The organism is Stenotrophomonas acidaminiphila, from assembly GCA_002951995.1.
Classification (GTDB): Bacteria; Pseudomonadota; Gammaproteobacteria; order Xanthomonadales; family Xanthomonadaceae; genus Stenotrophomonas; species Stenotrophomonas acidaminiphila_A.
Genome location: CP019797.1, coordinates 1,231,487 through 1,247,237, shown reverse-complemented (window position 1 = coordinate 1,247,237; position 15,751 = coordinate 1,231,487). Strand labels below are relative to the sequence as shown.

Genomic DNA, 15,751 nt, shown 5'->3' with positions numbered 1-15,751 from the left:
CTGCACAAGGAAACCGCCATGTACTTCAAATCCCTGGACTATCCCATCGTCATCATCGACGCGGACTATGACTCGCCGCGCATCAACGGCATCCTGATCCGCGCCCTGGCCGACGAGCTGCGCCACAACGACCAGCGCGTGCTGTGCGGGCTGACCCTGGACGACGCGCGCGCCGGCGCCCGCACCTACGTGGCCGCGTCGGCGGTGCTGATTTCCATCGATGGCACCGAGGAAAACGACGAGCAGTTCCAGCAGCTGCTGGCGTTCCTGCGCGAACAGAGCAAGCGCCGCGCCGACCTGCCGGTGTTCCTGTACGGCGACCGCCGCACCATCGAGAAAGTGCCGAGCAAGCTGCTCAAGTTCGTGCACGGCTACATCTTCCTGTTCGAGGACACCAAGAGCTTCATCGCCCGCCAGGTGATGCGCGCGGCCGAGGACTACATGGCCCGGCTGCTGCCGCCGTTCTTCAAGGCGCTGATCCACCATGCCGCCGAGTCCAACTACTCCTGGCATACCCCGGGCCACGCCGGCGGCGTGGCCTTCACCAAATCGCCGGTGGGCCGTGCGCTGCACCAGTTCTACGGCGAGAACACGCTGCGCAGCGACCTGTCGATCTCGGTGCCGGAGCTGGGCTCGCTGCTGGACCACACCGGCCCGATACGCGCGGCCGAGGCCGAGGCCGCGCGCAACTTCGGCGCCGACCACACCTTCTTCGTCACCAACGGCACCTCCACCGCCAACAAGATCGTCTGGCATGGCACCGTGGCCCGCGGCGACATCGTGTTCGTGGACCGCAACTGCCACAAATCGCTGCTGCACTCGCTGATCATGACCGGCGGCATTCCGGTGTACTTCACCCCAGCCGCAACGCCCACGGCATCATCGGGCCGATCAGCCTGGAGCAGTTCTCCGGCGAGGCGATGCAGCGGATGATCCAGGCCAACCCGCTGGCCAGCAAGGCCGCCCGCCCCGGCGCCCGGCCGCGCATCGCGGTGGTCACCAACTCCACCTATGACGGGCTCTGCTACAACGCCGAGAAGATCGCCGACAACCTCGGCACCGCGGTCGACTTCCTGCACTTCGACGAAGCCTGGTATGGCTACGCCGCGTTCCACCCGTTCTACGAGAACCACTACGGCATGGCCAAGGGAAAGCCGCGCGAGCAGGACGCGATCATCTTCACCACCCAGTCCACGCACAAGCTGCTGGCCGCGTTCTCGCAGGCATCGATGATCCACGTGCGCAATGCCGCCACCCGCGCGCTGGATGCGGAGCGGTTCAACGAATCGTTCATGATGCACACCTCCACCAGCCCGCACTACGGGATCATCGCCTCCTGCGATGTCGCCTCGAAGATGATGGAAGGCGAAGCCGGCCGCTCGCTGGTGCAGGAGATGCACGACGAGGCGGTGGCGTTCCGCCGTGCGATGCTGCATGTCAGCCGCGACCTCGGTCGCGACGACTGGTGGTTCAAGGTGTGGCAACCCGATGGCGTGGAACGTGCGCTTGCGCGCGAGGACGCCGCCCGGCCGATGGCCACCTCGCGCCCGAACTGGTACCTGCGCCCCGACGCGCACTGGCATGGCTTCGACAACCTGGCCGACGACTACGTGCTGATCGACCCGGTCAAGGTCACCCTGCTCACCCCGGGGCTGTCCATGGACGGCGAGATGGGCCGGCGCGGCATCCCCGCCGCGGTGCTGAGCAAGTTCCTGTGGACCCGCGGCATCACCGTGGAGAAGACCAACCTGTACTCGGTGCTGTTCCTGTTCTCGATGGGCGTCACCAAGGGCAAGTGGAGCACGCTGGTCACCGAGCTGCTGGCGTTCAAGGACCTGTACGACGCCAATGCGCCGCTGGCCCAGGCGCTGCCGGACCTGGCCCGGGAACATCCGGCCGCCTACGCCGACTGGGGCCTGCGCGACCTGTGCGAGGCGCTGCACGACTTCAACCGCGAGTTCCGCGTGGCCGAGGTCATGCGCGAGATGTACGTGGACCTGCCCGAGCCGGTCATGACCCCGGCGCAGGCGTACGACCACCTGGTGCGCGGCGAGATCGAGCGGGTCGACATCGACCACATCAGCGGCCGCGTCGCCGGCACCATGCTGGTGCCGTATCCGCCGGGCATCCCGACCATCATGCCCGGCGAGCGCTTCGGTGCGCAGGACGAGCCGATCATCCAGTCGCTGCGCATCGCCCGCGAGCAGAACGCGCGCTTCCCCGGCTTCGAGTCCGACGTGCACGGCCTGATCATCGATGACAGCGGCGCGCAGCCCGGCTATAAGGTGGAGGTACTGAAACTGTGAGCCCGGCATGCGGCCGGGTGCGCCGCAACCGCCAGCCGACAGCCCGATGACCGGTACCCGACAGGAACAACGCGTACTGCAGCGCTCGATCGCGGCCACCGTGCTGGTCGCCGCGATCGGTTTTTTCGGCGGCCTGCTGGCGCGCTCGCAGGCGATCCTGTTCGACGGCGTCTACAGCCTGGTCGACGTCGCCCTCACCCTGGTCGCGCTGGCGGTGCTGCGGCTGATGGCCAGCGAGCAGAGCCCGCGCTTCCAGTACGGGTTCTGGCACCTGGAGCCGATGGTCGAGGCGCTGGGCGGGGCGATCCTCAGCCTCGCCTGCATCTACGCGCTGGCCAACGCCGTCATCGGCTTCAGCGATGGCGGCCATGAGCCCCGGCTCGGCCCCGGCCTGGCCTGGGCCGCGCTGCTGGCCGCGGTCGACCTGGTCATGGCGCTGTGGATCGGCCGCCATGCGCGCCGGCTGCAGTCCGGACTGCTGGCGCTCGACGCCCGCGCCTGGCTGCTGACCGGGCTGATGAGCCTGGCGGTGGTCCTGTCGTTCCTGATCGCCCTGGCCCTGCGCGGCGGCGCGCATGCGCACTGGATCCCCTACATCGACCCGCTGGTGCTGGCCGGCATCAGCCTGGCGGCGCTGCCGGTGCCGCTGCGCGCGGCGTGGAAGGCCGCGCGCGAAGTGCTGCAGGTGGCCCCGGACGACCTGGACCGGCAGGTACGCGAGGTCATGCGGGCGTTCGTCACCGAACACGGCTTCGAGGGCTTCACCAGCCACGTCGCCAAGATCGGCCGGATGCAGTTCATCGAGATCCATGTGCTCACCCGGCCCGATGCGCGGCTGGGCAGCATCGGCGATGTCGACCGCCTGCGCGATGGCATCGCCGAACGCCTGGATGCGCGTTCGGGCCGTTTCTGGCTGACCATCGACTTCACCTCCGACCCGGCCTGGACCTGAGCGTCTCCCTCGCGGCCGGCGGCGGGCGCCTGCCCGGCAGATGCGCGCAGGGCTTCCGGGAGGCGCCGGGCGTGACCGGCGCGGTCAAGCCGCGGATGCGTGCCGCGCGCGCTGGCCGCGACATCGGCGCCGGTACCGGCGCACCGCGATTCGTGCTGCCCATGCCCAGCCACTACAATGGCCGCAGCCCCTGTCCGGCTATCGAAGTGGAATGCGCGTGACCGAGAAAAAGCCCGAACACACCCCGTTGATGAAGCAGTTCTTCGCAGCCAAGGCCGATTACCCGGACCTGCTGCTGTTCTTCCGGATGGGCGATTTCTACGAGCTGTTCTATGACGACGCGCGCAAGGCCGCGCGGCTGCTGGACATCACCCTGACCCAGCGCGGCAGCTCCGGCGGCGCGCCGATCCCGATGGCCGGGGTGCCGGTACATGCCTACGAGGGCTACCTGGCACGGCTGGTGGCGCTGGGCGAGTCGGTGGCGATCTGCGAGCAGATCGGCGACCCGGCGCTGGCCAAGGGCCTGGTCGAACGCAAGGTGGTGCGCATCGTCACCCCCGGCACGGTCACCGACGAAGCCCTGCTGGACGAACGCCGCGACACCCTGCTGATGGCGCTGTCGCGCAGCAAGCAGGGCTACGGCCTGGCCTGGGCCGACCTGGCCGGCGGCCGCTTCCTGGTCAACGAGGTCGAGACCGAGGACGCGCTGGAAGCGGAGTTGGCACGGCTGGAGCCGGCCGAGCTGCTGGTGCCGGACGAGGAGAACTGGCCGGAATTCCTGCGCCAGCGCAGTGGCGTGCGGCGTCGCGCGCCCTGGCTGTTCGACGCCGACAGCGGCCGCCGCCAGCTGCTGGCCTTCTTCAAGCTGCATGACCTTTCCGGCTTCGGCATCGACGACAAGCCGCGCGCCACCGCCGCCGCCGGCGCGCTGCTCGGCTATGTCGAGGAAACCCAGAAGCAGCGGCTGCCGCACCTGACCTCGATCGCGGTGGAAACCGCCGGCGAGGCGATCGCGATGAATGCCGCCACCCGCCGCCACCTGGAGCTGGACACGCGCGTGGACGGCGACACCCGCAACACCCTGCTGGGCGTGCTCGACAGCACGGTGACGCCGATGGGCGGGCGCCTGCTGCGACGCTGGCTGCACCGCCCGCTGCGCCTGCGCGAGGTGCTGCAGCAGCGCCACCACGCGGTGGCGACGTTGATCGACCGCGGCGTCGATGCCGACCTGCGCGAGTCGTTCCGCGCGCTTGGCGACATCGAGCGCATCCTCACCCGCATGGCGCTGCGCTCGGCGCGCCCGCGCGATTTTTCCACCCTGCGCGACGGCCTGGGCATGCTGCCGGCGATCGCCACGCAGTTGCAGGCGCTGGATTCGCCGCGCCTGCAGCAACTGCGCGCCGAGCTCGGCTCGCATGACGACAGCGCGCAGCTGCTGGCCGGCGCCATCGCCACGCAACCGCCGCTCAAGCTGTCCGACGGCGGGGTGATCGCCGAGGGCTTCGATGCCGAACTGGACGAACTGCGGCGGCTGTCCACCCACGCCGACCAGTTCCTGATCGACCTGGAGCTGCGCGAGCGCGAGAGCAGCGGCATCCCGACCCTGAAGGTCGGCTACAACCGGGTGCACGGCTACTACATCGAGATCAGCAAGGGCCAGGCCGACAAGGCGCCGGTGCACTACACCCGGCGGCAGACCCTGGCCAATGCCGAGCGCTACATCACCGAGGAACTCAAGAACTTCGAGGACAAGGTGCTGTCGGCGCGGGAGCGTTCGCTGTCGCGCGAGAAACTGTTGTACGAAGGCCTGCTGGACAGCATCGGCGAGCGCCTGGAACCGCTCCGGCGCTGCGCCGCCGCGCTGAGCGAACTGGACGTGCTGGCCTGCTTCGCCGAGCGCGCGCAGGCGCTGGACTGGGCGCGACCGGAACTGGACACCGCGCCGTGCCTGAAGATCGAGCGCGGCCGCCACCCGGTGGTGGAAGCGGTGCGCGAGGCGCCGTTCGAGCCCAACGACCTGGACCTGCACCCACAGCGGCGCATGCTGGTCATCACCGGCCCGAACATGGGCGGCAAATCGACCTACATGCGGCAGAACGCACTGATCGTGCTGCTGGCCCACATCGGCAGCTTCGTGCCGGCCAGCCGCGCGGTGATCGGCCCGATCGACCGCATCCTCACCCGCATCGGCGCCGGCGACGACCTGGCCAAGGGCCAGTCGACCTTCATGGTGGAAATGGCCGAGACCAGTTACATCCTGCACCACGCCACCGCGCACTCGCTGGTGCTGATGGACGAGATCGGCCGCGGCACCTCCACCTACGACGGCCTGGCCCTGGCCGACGCGGTCGCGCGCCACCTGGCCCACGTCAACCGCTGCTACACCCTGTTCGCCACCCACTACTTCGAACTGACCGCGCTGGCCGATGAAACCCACGAGGGCGGCCCCAGTGGTATCGCCAACGTGCACCTGGACGCGGTGGAACATCACGATAAAAGCGGCGGCGAGACACTGGTGTTCATGCACGCGGTCAAGGACGGCCCGGCCAACCGCAGCTTCGGCCTGCAGGTGGCCGCGCTGGCCGGGTTGCCGCGCGCCACCGTGGCGCAGGCGCGGCGCCGCCTGGCCGAGCTGGAACAGCGTGGCGGCGAGACCCACGCCGCGCAGATGGCGCCACAGGCGCTGGACGCACCGCAGCAGTTCGGATTGTTCGCGCCGGTGTCCTCGGCGGCACTGGAGGCGCTGCAGGCGATCGACCCGGACGAGCTGACGCCGAAACAGGCGCTGGAGGCGCTGTACCGGATGAAATCGCTGCTGTGAGCGCACGCCCGCCGGCTGCACGCCCCTGCAGTTGCAGTTGCAGTTGCAGTTGCAGTTGCAGTTGCGGTTGCGGTTGCGGTTGCGGTTGCCCGTGATTGTGCTGTTGCTCTCCAGCTTTTGATTTCCGGGCCCCCTTCCGCAGCGACGGAGCCGGCGGGAAAAACCCGAAGGGCGACGCGCAGGGACGCGCGTCGTTTTTCGACGAGACAGGGACGTCTCGTCGAAAAATCCCACCGGCGGAGTGGACCCAGCCCGCGCAGTGGGCTGGGCGCGTAGGCAGGGGCGTGCTTTCTCTTGGTTACTTCTCTTTGCACGAGCAAAGAGAAGTAACTCGCTCCTGCGAAGCAGGGGCGAAAGCTCTGCTTTCAAGCTTCCGCTTCATGCTTGGCCTCCGCCTTGCGCTTAGCTTTGGGCTCTATCCTTTCCTCTGGCGCTGGCTTGGCCTCTGGCTTGGTCCTTTGCCTATCGCTTTGACACACGCCTCCAAGAGAAGCCAGAGCAAGGGCAGAAACAGGATCAAAGGCTTTCGCTCCCCTTCGGTGCGCTGCACGCGCCGGGTCCACTCCGCCGCCGGGATTTTTCGACACGACCCAGCTGCGATGCAACTGGGGCCGGGGCAGTCGCCTCACGGCGCCAGCCCGCTCACCGGGGCGAAGCAGTGCTTCGCCTATTTCCGGTCGTCCCTGTCGTGTCGAAAAACGACGTGCGTCCCTGCACGTCGCCCCTGCGGGGTCTTGTCCGTTGGCTCCGTCGCTGCGGAAAGGGATCCGGAAGTCAAAAGCGGAGCAACTTCACAAGCACGGCAACGGCAACGGCAACGGCAACGGCAACGGCAACGGTGGGCAGCGTGCCGCACTCAGGCACTCTCCGCCCGTTCCGCCACCAGCGCATCGTCGCGCGCATTGGCCCGCTGCGCCGCCGGCCGCTGCAGATGCGCGGCCGCATACGCCTCGAACACCGGCCTCGATTCCAGCTCGCCGATACGCATGTAGTAGCCAAGCAACGCCGCCATGTACAGATCGGCGACGCTGAACCGGTCACCCACCAGATACCGCCTGCCCGCCAGCGCGCCTTCCACGGTGCGCATCAGGTCGGCCTCGTTGCCATAACCGGCCTCCCTCGCCGGCGCCAGCGCGCCGTGCCGGCGCGCGGTGATGAACGACTCCAGCGGACCGGCGGCGAACAGCACCCAGCGATAGCACGCACCGCGCGCCGCGGTGCCGGGCGGCGGCAGCAGCGCCTTTTCCGGCACCAGGTCGGCCAGGTGCAGGCAGATGGCCGCGTTCTCGGTCACCACGGTGTCGTCGTGGCGCAGCGCGGGCACCTTGCCCATCGGGTTGATCGCCAGGTACGCCGGCGCCTTCATCGTGGTGCCGTAATCGAGGATGACCTCCTCGTAGGGCAGGCCGGCCTCTTCCAGCATCCAGCGCGCGATGCGGCCGCGGGAGAACGGATGGGTGTAGAAGGTCAGCGTGGTCATGGCGGGCTCCGGTACGGGAAGGAGCCGGCAGTGTGCGCGGGGGCTGCTGACAGCCGCTGTCAGCAGTCAGCCCCCAGTGCCTGGCGCTGCCGCCGCTGCTCGCCCCAGCGCTTGAGCAGGCGGTGCCGCTGCTCCGGGTAGCACTGGCCGGTGTCGTGCAGGGCCAGCACGCGGTCGGCGCGGAAATGGCGGAAGTCGCCGCGCATCTCGCACCAGGCCGCCAACAGCCGGACCTCGGCCAGGAAGGCCATCGCGAACGGCCAGATCACCCGCTCGCTGGCGCGGTCTTCGGCATCGCGGTAATGGATGCGCACCGCATGCCCGGCGCGGATCGCACGGCGCAGCGCCGGCAACCAGGGTTCGGGCTCGGTCGGGTGCCACTGCGGCGCGTACAGGCCGCTGGTCTCGACCTGCAGGCGCAGGTTCTCCGGCAGCACCCCGGTCACCCGGTCCAGCGCGGCGCCGGCGGCAACCGCCAGGTCCGGATCGGCATGCGAGGCCACCCAGCGCACGCCGAGCACGATCGCCTCCAGTTCCTCGGCCGAGAACATCATCGGCGGCAGCAGGAATCCGCCCCGCAGCTGATAGCCGACGCCGGGGTCGCCGCCGATGTCCGCGCCCTGCCCGCGCAGCGCGTCGATGTCACGGTACAGCGTGCGCAGGCTCACCCCCAGGTGCTCGGCCAGGTGCGCGCCGCGCACCGGCTTGCGCCGCCGCCGCAGTTCGTCCAGCAGGTGCAGCAGGCGGGTGGCGCGTTCGCTCATGCGGGACAATCCAGGGCGGTCCGGGGGCAGGCGCAGTCTGGCAGATACCGGCCACCGCCGACATCCGGCACCGGCCGGGCCACCTTGCGCGGCGCCGGCATTGCGCCCACATTGCCGGCATCGGCATCCGCCGCGGAGGGCTTCCATGTCGCTGCTGCTGTATGGCCACCCGTTCTCCTCGTACACCCAGAAGGTGCTCATCGCCCTGTACGAGAACGCCACCGCGTTCGAGTTCCGCATGCTCGGCCCGGATGCGCCGCTCAACGCGGCCGAATGGCTGCAGCGCTGGCCGCTGCGCAGGTTCCCGCTGCTGCTGGACGACGGGCGCAGCGTGGTGGAGAGCAGCATCATCATCGAATACCTGCAGCAGCGGCACCGCGGACCGGTGCCGCTGCTGCCGGACGATGCCGGCGCCGCGCTGGAGGTGCGCTTCCTCGACCGCTTCTTCGACCTGCATGTGATGAGCCCGGTGCAGCACGCGGTCGGCGGCGCGCTCAGCGGCGACGCCGGCAAGGCCGGCGATGCCCTGGCCAGCGCGGTGGAACGGCTGGAGCTGGCCTACGGCTGGCTCGAGGACGCGCTGGCCGGCAGGCCGTGGGCGGCCGGGGCGGACTTCACCCTGGCCGACTGCGCCGCTGCGCCGGCGCTGTTCTATGCCGACTGGACCCACCGCATCGACGCCCGCTACCCGGTGCTGCGCGACTACCGGGCGCGGCTGCTCGCCCGCCCTTCGTTCGCCCGCGCGGTCGCCGCGGCGCGTCCCTATCGCGCATTGTTCCCGCTGGGCGCGCCGGACCGCGACTGAGCGCAGGCGGCGGGCTCGACCGGTCTGCAACGCCATAGGCCGAACCTATGGTTCCGAGCGGATCATTCGATTTTTCATTTCACCGTCCCGTAGCTATCGTCGTCGCACGATGTTTCCCGATGCCAGCCAGGAGCCCGCCATGAGCAGCAACGACAGCAAACCCACCTGCCCGTACCATGCCGCGCCCACGCCGGCGCAGGCCGCGCAGTCGCAGCGCGACACCAGTACCACCCCGGCCCAGAAGCACGGTGACGCGCCGACCACGCCGATGACCACGGCGTTCGGCGCGCCGGTGGTGGACAACCAGAACAGCCGCACCGCCGGGCCGCGCGGACCGCTGCTGATGGAAGACGTGTGGCTGCTGGAGAAGCTGGCCAACCTCAACCGCGAAGTGATCCCGAGCGGCGCATGCACGCCAAGGGTTCCGGCGCGTTCGGCACCTTCACCGTCACCCACGACATCACCCGCTATACCCGCGCCAGGCTCTTCTCCGAGGTCGGCAAGAAGACGGAGATGTTCGCCCGCTTCACCACCGTGGCCGGCGAACGCGGCGCGGCCGATGCCGAGCGCGACATCCGCGGCTTCGCGCTGAAGTTCTACACCGAGGAAGGCAACTGGGACCTGGTGGGCAACAACACCCCGGTGTTCTTCCTGCGCGACCCGCGCAAGTTCGCCGACCTCAACAAGGCGGTCAAGCGCGACCCGCACACCAACCTGCGCAGCGCGCGCAACAACTGGGACTTCTGGACCCTGCTGCCGGAGGCGCTGCTGCAGGTCACCGTGGTGATGAGCGACCGCGGCATCCCGCGCACGTTCCGCCACATGCATGGCTTCGGCTCGCATACCTACAGCTTCACCAACGCCGACGGCGAGCGCTTCTGGGTGAAGTTCCACTTCCACAGCCAGCAGGGCATCGAAGCGCTGACCGACGCACAGGCGCAGGTGCTGGTCGGGCACGACCGCGAAAGCCACGGCCGCGATCTGTTCCAGGCGATCGAGCGCGGCGACTTCCCCAAGTGGAAGCTGTTCGTGCAGGTCATGCCGGAGCTGGAGGCCGAGACCTACCGCATCCACCCGTTCGACCTGACCAAGGTGTGGCCCAAGAGCGACTACCCGCTGATCGAGGTGGGCGAGTTCGAGCTCAACCGCAACCCGGCGAACTGGTACCAGGACGTGGAGCAGTCGGCGTTCGCGCCGAGCAACCTGGTGCCGGGCATCGGTCCTTCGCCGGACAAGATGCTGCAGGCGCGGCTGTTCGCCTATTCCGACGCGCAGCGCTACCGGCTGGGCGTCAACCACCACCAGATCCCGGTGAACGCGGCGCGCTGCCCGGTACACAGCAACCACCGCGACGGTGCCATGCGGGTGGACGGCAACTACGGCGGGTTGCCGCACTACGAGCCCAACAGCTACGGCCAGTGGCAGGAGCAGCCGCAGTACCGCGAGCCGCCGCTGCGCATCCGCGGCGATGCCGACTTCTGGAACTTCCGCGAGGACGACAGCGACTATTTCAGCCAGCCCGGCGCGCTGTTCCGCAGCTACGACGACGCGCAGAAGCAGCGCCTGTTCGACAACACCGCGCGCGCCCTGGGCGACGCCCCGGACTTCATCAAGCAGCGCCACGTGGACAACTGCAGCAAGGCCGACCCGGCCTATGGCGCCGGCGTCGCGGCGGCACTGAAGAAGCTGGCGGAGGCGGGGCCGGCCGACCCGTTCGCGCCGGCACAGCCGGAAGCGACGTTCCCCAGGGCCACGCCGGGCGCGGAAGACATCACGCTGTGACGCCCTTGGCCCCGCCCTGCGCGGCGGGGCCGCGGACACCTGCAAGCGGCGCCTGCGCCGCCACGCGGAGCGGGCGATTGCCGCCCCACCGCCCGCTCCCCGCCAGGGCGGACATGCCGGCGCCGGGGTGGCGCTGCGCTGGCGGTCCGCGCCCCCGCCGCATGGCCGCCGGGCGCGCACCGCACCGGCGTACCGGCCGCATCCAGCGCGCCCCACTGCCGCGTGCCCCGTGTGCCGGCGGCCGCGCATGGCGTCCGCCGGCGCTACCATGGCCAGGCATACCCACCGCAAGGATCCGCCCGATGAGCCTTACCGACGAGCTTCTTTCCCAATTGCAGGGCGCGCCGCTGCAACAGGTCTCCCAGCAGTTGGGACTGGACAGCCGGCAGGCCGCCGGCGCGGTCAGCGCGGCACTGCCGCTGCTGCTGGGCGCCCTGGGCAACAACGCCGCGCGGCCACAGGGCGCCGAGGCGCTGTTCGGCGCGCTGCAGGACAACCACAGCGGCCTGGACATCGGCAGCGTGCTGGGCGCGGTGCTGGGCGGCGGCAGCAGCCCGGCTACCAACGGCGCGGGCATCCTCGGTCATATCTTCGGCGGCAACCAGGGCCGCGCCGAGGCCGGGCTGGCGCAGGCCACCGGCCTGGGCGGCGAGCGCGCCGGGCAACTGCTACGGATCCTGGCACCGGTGGTGATGGCCTACCTGGCCCAGCGCCTGTCCGCGGGCGACCAGGTCGACGCCGGTGGCCTGGGCCGCCTGCTTGGCGAGGAAAGACAACAGGTGGTGCAGCAGGGCGGTGTCGCCGGCGGCCTGCTCGGCAGCCTGCTCGACCAGGACGGCGATGGCCAGCTCGGCGTATCCGACCTGATCCGGCTTGGCAGCGGCCTGCTCGGCAGCGGCAAGCGCTGAGCCGGCGCCCACGCGATCTGAACGGCACCCGCTGGCGGCGGTGAGCGGCCCCGCCCGTGCCGCAGGCGGCCGTTGCCACGCGCCGCCAGGGCGCGGCCTCGCCTACAGCGCGTCGATGTCGCCCAGCGCGCGGATCAGCCGCCGCGCGCGCTTGTCCGGCTTGTGCTCCGGGGGCAGGTAGCCGTCGCGGGCGGCGGCGCGCTGCAGCCGCTGTTCCTCGCGCGCCCTGCGCGAGGCCTCGGTCTCCTGGTACAGCGCCTGCGCCACCGGTGCCGGCCCGCGCGTGTCGCTGAGACCGCGCACGCCGATCTCGAAAACCTCATCGCCGCGCTGCACGCGCAGGGCGTCGCCGACGCGGACCGCGCGCGAGGATTTCGGGCGCTGCCCGTCCACCTCGACCTTGCCGGTCTCCACCGCGTGCTTGGCCAGGCTGCGGGTCTTGAAGAAACGCGCGGCCCACAGCCACACGTCCAGGCGGATGGTCGCCGGTACTTGTTGCGTTTCAGTCATGCTTTTTCTTGAAGTCCACGTCCATCGTCTCGCTGCGCGACGAACCGATGGTCCAGTTCAGGCCCTCGTCGGGGTTGCAGCGCCGGCTGCGCATCGATGGCGCGGCCCCCCTGGGCACCGGCTCGGCGGGCCCGGCGCCGACCAGGCAGTCGGCATGGTCGGACGGACGCACGCCGGCGTCCATCAGGCGCTCGCTGTTGGCGCAGCCCGACAGGGCCAGCACCGCCATTGCGCCGCACAGCTGTCTGCGCACTCCCGTTCCTCCACTGGACATACCCGGACGCCATCGTAGCGAGACCTGCGGCCACCGTCACACCGGCAATGCTAGTGTCCGCATTCAGTCGCCGACCGCCGCCCATGACCGCCCCCGCCCCTGCCGCCCGCTCGCTGACCGAAGGCCCCATCGGGCGCAACCTGCTGCTGTTCGCCCTGCCGATCCTGGCCGGCAACATCGCCCAGTCGCTCAACGGCTCGGTCAACGCGATCTGGGTCGGCCGGTTCCTCGGCGAAGCGGCGCTGACCGCCACGGCCAACGCCAACAACATCATGTTCTTCCTGATCGGCTCGGTGTTCGGCATCGGCATGGCCGCCACCATCCTCATCGGCCAGGCGATGGGCGCGCGCGACGTGGTCCAGGCACGGCGGGTGATGGGCACCAGCGCCACCTTCTTCATCGGCATTTCAGTGCTGATCGCCATCGCCGGCTGGTTCATGGCGCATCCGCTGCTGCGCGCGATGGGTACCCCGGCCGCGTCGCTGCCGCTGGCCGAGGCCTACCTGCGGATCATCTTCCTGGCCACGCCGACGCTGTACGCCTTCGCCTTCCTCAGCGCGGCGCTGCGCGGTGCCGGCGACTCGCGCACGCCGTTCCGCTTCCTGCTGCTGTCGGTGGCGCTGGACATCGTGCTCAACCCGCTGCTGATCTTCGGCATCGGCCCGTTCCCGCGGCTGGGCATCGCCGGTGCGGCGTGGGCCACGCTGCTGGCGCAGTCGCTGTCGCTGCTCGGCCTGCTGGCCTACATGCGCCAGCGCGGCCATGTGCTGTGGCTGGGGCGCAAGGACCTGGGGCTGCTGCGCATCGACCTGGCGATCCTGCGCGCACTGGTGGTCAAGGGCGTGCCGATGGGCCTGCAGATGGTGCTGATCTCGCTGTCGATGATCATGCTGATGACCATGGTCAACGATTACGGCACCGATACCGCCGCCGCCTATGGCGCGTCGCTGCAGTTGTGGACCTACGTGCAGATGCCGGCGATGGCGATCGGCGCGGCATGCTCGTCCATGGCCGCGCAGAACGTGGGCGCCGGCCACTGGAACCGGGTCCGCGGCACCGCGCGCAAGGGCGTGCTGTACAACTTCGTGCTCACCGGGGTGCTGATCCTGCCGCTGGTCCTGCTGGACCGGCACTCGCTGGCCCTGTTCCTGCCCGACGGCAGCCAGGCGCTGGCGGTCGCGCGGCACCTGAACCACATCGCGGTGTGGTCGTTCCTGTTCTTCGGCGTGAGCTTCGTGATTTCCGGCGTGGTCCGCTCCACCGGTGCGGTGATGGCCCCGCTGCTGATCCTGGCCGCCGCGCTGTGGGGCGTGCGCGTGCCGTTTGCCGAACTGCTGCAGCCGTACTGGGGCGCCGATGCGATCTGGTGGAGCTTCCCGGTCAGTTCGCTGGTCTCGATGCTGCTGTCGCTGGCCTACTACCGCTGGGGCGGCTGGCGCAGGGCCAGGATGCTGGCGCCGCCGGCGCATGCCGGGGAACTGGCGACGCCGGCCGAAGTGCCGGCGTGCCCGCCCTCGCCGGTGGCCGACGCCGATGCGGAAACCGCCACCCGCTGAGAACCGGCAGGCGGCAGGACCCCACTTCAGTGCGCGAAGGGCCTGCACGCAGGCCCTTCGCATTGCCGGCACGCCCAGGTGCGGGGTATCAGGGCAAAGCCCGCTCGCGTACCGGGGTGCGCTGCTGCGGGCTCAATAGCGCCCGTCGAACGCGAAGATCGGCTTGCGCTGGCGCCACAGGCCACCGGTGAAATCCGGGAACTCCAGGGTCTGGAAGCCGTTGCCGATGGACTGCTCGGACAGCGGCGTGATCGCGCTCCAGGTCACCGCGTCGAAGATGTCGATCGGCATCGGCGCCTGCGCCTTGAGCGCCTCGACGAAGGCGTGGATCACGAACCAGTCCATGCCGCCGTGGCCGGCGCCGGCGGCGGTATCGGCATGCTGCTTCCACAGCGGGTGCTCGTACTGGTCCTGGTAGGCCTTGAAGTCCTCCCACTCGTGCGGCGGGCTGCGGCCCTCGATATGGATGCCGTGGTTGAGGTCCATCCACAGGCCCTTGGTGCCCTGCACGCGGAAGCCCAGCGAGTACGGGCGCGGCAGCGAGGTGTCGTGCTGCAACAGGATGGTCTCGCCGTTGGCGCAGGCCAGGGTGGTGGTGACGATGTCGCCGAGCTTGAACTGCACCCGGGTGCTCGGATGCGTGGTGCCGCCACTCTTGGCCACGGTGTATTCATGCAGCCCGCGCGCCTTGCTGGCGAAGGCATTGATGTGGGTGAAGCGGTTGCCGCGGTTGATGCCGGTGTACATCGCGCAGGGGCCGATGCCATGGCTCGGGTACAGCTCGCCGTTGCGGGTGACCGAGTGTTCGGTGCGCCAGCGCGCCTCGGACCAGCCCTTGGGCCCGAACTCGACCCCGCTGCCGTAGGGATGGTCGGGATTGCCGTCGTTGAACTTCACCCCGCGCAGGTCATGCTGGTAACCGCCCTGCAGGTGCACCAGCTCGCCGAACAGGCCTTCGCGTACCATCTGCAGCGCCGCCATCACGTCGCGGCGGTAGCACACGTTCTCCAGCAGCATGTACGGGGTGCCGGTCTGCAGCTGGGTGTTGAGCACGTCCCAGTGGTCCTGCAGGGTGATGCCGGCCACCACTTCGCAGCCAACCGCGACCCTGGCCTGCATCGCCGCGATCGCCATCGGCGCGTGCAGTTCCCATGGCGTGGCGATGATCACCCCGTCCAGGCCACGCTGCTCCAGCAGGCGTTTCCAGGCGTTGGCATCGCCATCGGCGCCGTAGGTCCGCGGCACCGGCTTGCCGGCCCGGGTTGCCATGGCGGTGGCGCGGCCGAGCATGATCGGCTCGATGTCGCACAGCGCCACCATGTCCACGTCGTCACGGCGCAGCAGTTCCTTGAGCAGCACCTGGCCGCGCATGCCGGTGCCGATCATGCCCAGCCGCAGCCTGCGTCCGCGCGCCCAGGCCGGGGTCTCCGGCAACAGGCTGGTGGCGGCCAGCGCGGCGCCGGCCAGGATGAATTCCCTGCGTTTCATTGCATGTCCTCTTTGGCTTGGAATCACGCCCGTGGCGGCCGCCATGGCACGCCCCGGGCGGGCGAAGCAGGCGTGCTCCCCTTCATGCCATGCACGCAGGGGAGC

At 69.8% G+C, this 15,751-nt stretch carries 10 protein-coding genes and 2 pseudogenes; 7 read left to right on the top strand and 5 right to left on the bottom strand.

Going from position 1 to position 15,751, the window contains the following annotated elements:
* Positions 1-18 precede the first annotated feature (18 nt).
* The 3 genes and pseudogenes from B1L07_05425 (at position 19) to B1L07_05415 (ending at position 6,079) form a co-directional block, all read left to right on the top strand.
* A pseudogene (locus B1L07_05425) lies at positions 19-2,306 on the top strand (lysine decarboxylase).
* A gap of 46 nt (positions 2,307-2,352) precedes the next feature.
* Positions 2,353-3,258 (top strand): cation transporter, encoded by a 906-nt coding sequence (locus B1L07_05420; protein ID AUZ54637.1) that lies wholly within the window; start codon positions 2,353-2,355, stop codon positions 3,256-3,258.
* A 211-nt stretch (positions 3,259-3,469) separates the two neighbouring features.
* Complete coding sequence (locus B1L07_05415) at positions 3,470-6,079, top strand: DNA mismatch repair protein MutS (protein AUZ54636.1); 2,610 nt, start codon at positions 3,470-3,472, stop codon at positions 6,077-6,079.
* A gap of 856 nt (positions 6,080-6,935) precedes the next feature.
* On the opposite strand, the gene B1L07_05410 is transcribed toward B1L07_05415, so the two are convergent.
* The gene (locus B1L07_05410) at positions 6,936-7,559 is read right to left on the bottom strand and encodes a glutathione S-transferase (GenBank protein AUZ54635.1); all 624 of its coding nucleotides are present in this window, start codon (positions 7,557-7,559) and stop codon (positions 6,936-6,938) included.
* A 59-nt stretch (positions 7,560-7,618) separates the two neighbouring features.
* Positions 7,619-8,323, bottom strand: a complete 705-nt coding sequence (locus B1L07_05405) for a transcriptional regulator (protein ID AUZ54634.1) — start codon at positions 8,321-8,323, stop codon at positions 7,619-7,621.
* 145 nt (positions 8,324-8,468) lie between these two features.
* On the opposite strand from B1L07_05405, the gene B1L07_05400 reads away from it, so the two are divergent.
* The 3 genes and pseudogenes from B1L07_05400 to B1L07_05390 all read left to right on the top strand — a co-directional run bounded on the left by B1L07_05400 (position 8,469) and on the right by B1L07_05390 (position 11,818).
* A complete protein-coding gene (locus B1L07_05400; protein AUZ54633.1) occupies positions 8,469-9,128 on the top strand; it encodes a glutathione S-transferase in 660 nt (219 codons plus the stop codon).
* Between the two features lie 268 nt (positions 9,129-9,396).
* Positions 9,397-10,910 (top strand): annotated as a pseudogene (locus tag B1L07_05395) (catalase).
* A gap of 302 nt (positions 10,911-11,212) precedes the next feature.
* Positions 11,213-11,818, top strand: a complete 606-nt coding sequence (locus B1L07_05390) for a calcium-binding protein (GenBank protein AUZ54632.1) — start codon at positions 11,213-11,215, stop codon at positions 11,816-11,818.
* A 102-nt stretch (positions 11,819-11,920) separates the two neighbouring features.
* Here B1L07_05390 and B1L07_05385 read toward each other — a convergent pair whose 3' ends face one another.
* Positions 11,921-12,328 (bottom strand): RNA-binding protein, encoded by a 408-nt coding sequence (locus B1L07_05385; GenBank protein ID AUZ54631.1) that lies wholly within the window; start codon positions 12,326-12,328, stop codon positions 11,921-11,923.
* Positions 12,321-12,602, bottom strand: coding sequence for a hypothetical protein (locus tag B1L07_05380; GenBank protein AUZ54630.1), 282 nt, complete (start codon positions 12,600-12,602; stop codon positions 12,321-12,323). Before B1L07_05380 ends, B1L07_05385 begins: the two co-directional genes overlap by 8 nt.
* Before the next feature lie 83 nt (positions 12,603-12,685).
* Between B1L07_05380 and B1L07_05375 the strand changes: the two genes are divergently transcribed.
* A complete protein-coding gene (locus tag B1L07_05375; protein AUZ54629.1) occupies positions 12,686-14,158 on the top strand; it encodes an MATE family efflux transporter in 1,473 nt (490 codons plus the stop codon).
* Between the two features lie 132 nt (positions 14,159-14,290).
* On the opposite strand, the gene B1L07_05370 is transcribed toward B1L07_05375, so the two are convergent.
* Positions 14,291-15,646 carry a glycosyl hydrolase gene (locus B1L07_05370; protein AUZ54628.1) on the bottom strand — a complete coding sequence of 452 codons (1,356 nt, stop codon included), beginning with the start codon at positions 15,644-15,646 and terminating at the stop codon, positions 14,291-14,293.
* Positions 15,647-15,751: the final 105 nt, after the last annotated feature.

Coding starts and splice junctions, on each gene's coding strand:
- B1L07_05420 (AUZ54637.1), top strand. CDS start 2,353: ATGACCGGTACCCGACAGGAACAACGCGTACTGCAGCGCTCGATCGCG.
- B1L07_05415 (AUZ54636.1), top strand. CDS start 3,470: ATGCGCGTGACCGAGAAAAAGCCCGAACACACCCCGTTGATGAAGCAG.
- B1L07_05410 (AUZ54635.1), bottom strand. CDS start 7,559: ATGACCACGCTGACCTTCTACACCCATCCGTTCTCCCGCGGCCGCATC.
- B1L07_05405 (AUZ54634.1), bottom strand. CDS start 8,323: ATGAGCGAACGCGCCACCCGCCTGCTGCACCTGCTGGACGAACTGCGG.
- B1L07_05400 (AUZ54633.1), top strand. CDS start 8,469: ATGTCGCTGCTGCTGTATGGCCACCCGTTCTCCTCGTACACCCAGAAG.
- B1L07_05390 (AUZ54632.1), top strand. CDS start 11,213: ATGAGCCTTACCGACGAGCTTCTTTCCCAATTGCAGGGCGCGCCGCTG.
- B1L07_05385 (AUZ54631.1), bottom strand. CDS start 12,328: ATGACTGAAACGCAACAAGTACCGGCGACCATCCGCCTGGACGTGTGG.
- B1L07_05380 (AUZ54630.1), bottom strand. CDS start 12,602: ATGTCCAGTGGAGGAACGGGAGTGCGCAGACAGCTGTGCGGCGCAATG.
- B1L07_05375 (AUZ54629.1), top strand. CDS start 12,686: ATGACCGCCCCCGCCCCTGCCGCCCGCTCGCTGACCGAAGGCCCCATC.
- B1L07_05370 (AUZ54628.1), bottom strand. CDS start 15,646: ATGAAACGCAGGGAATTCATCCTGGCCGGCGCCGCGCTGGCCGCCACC.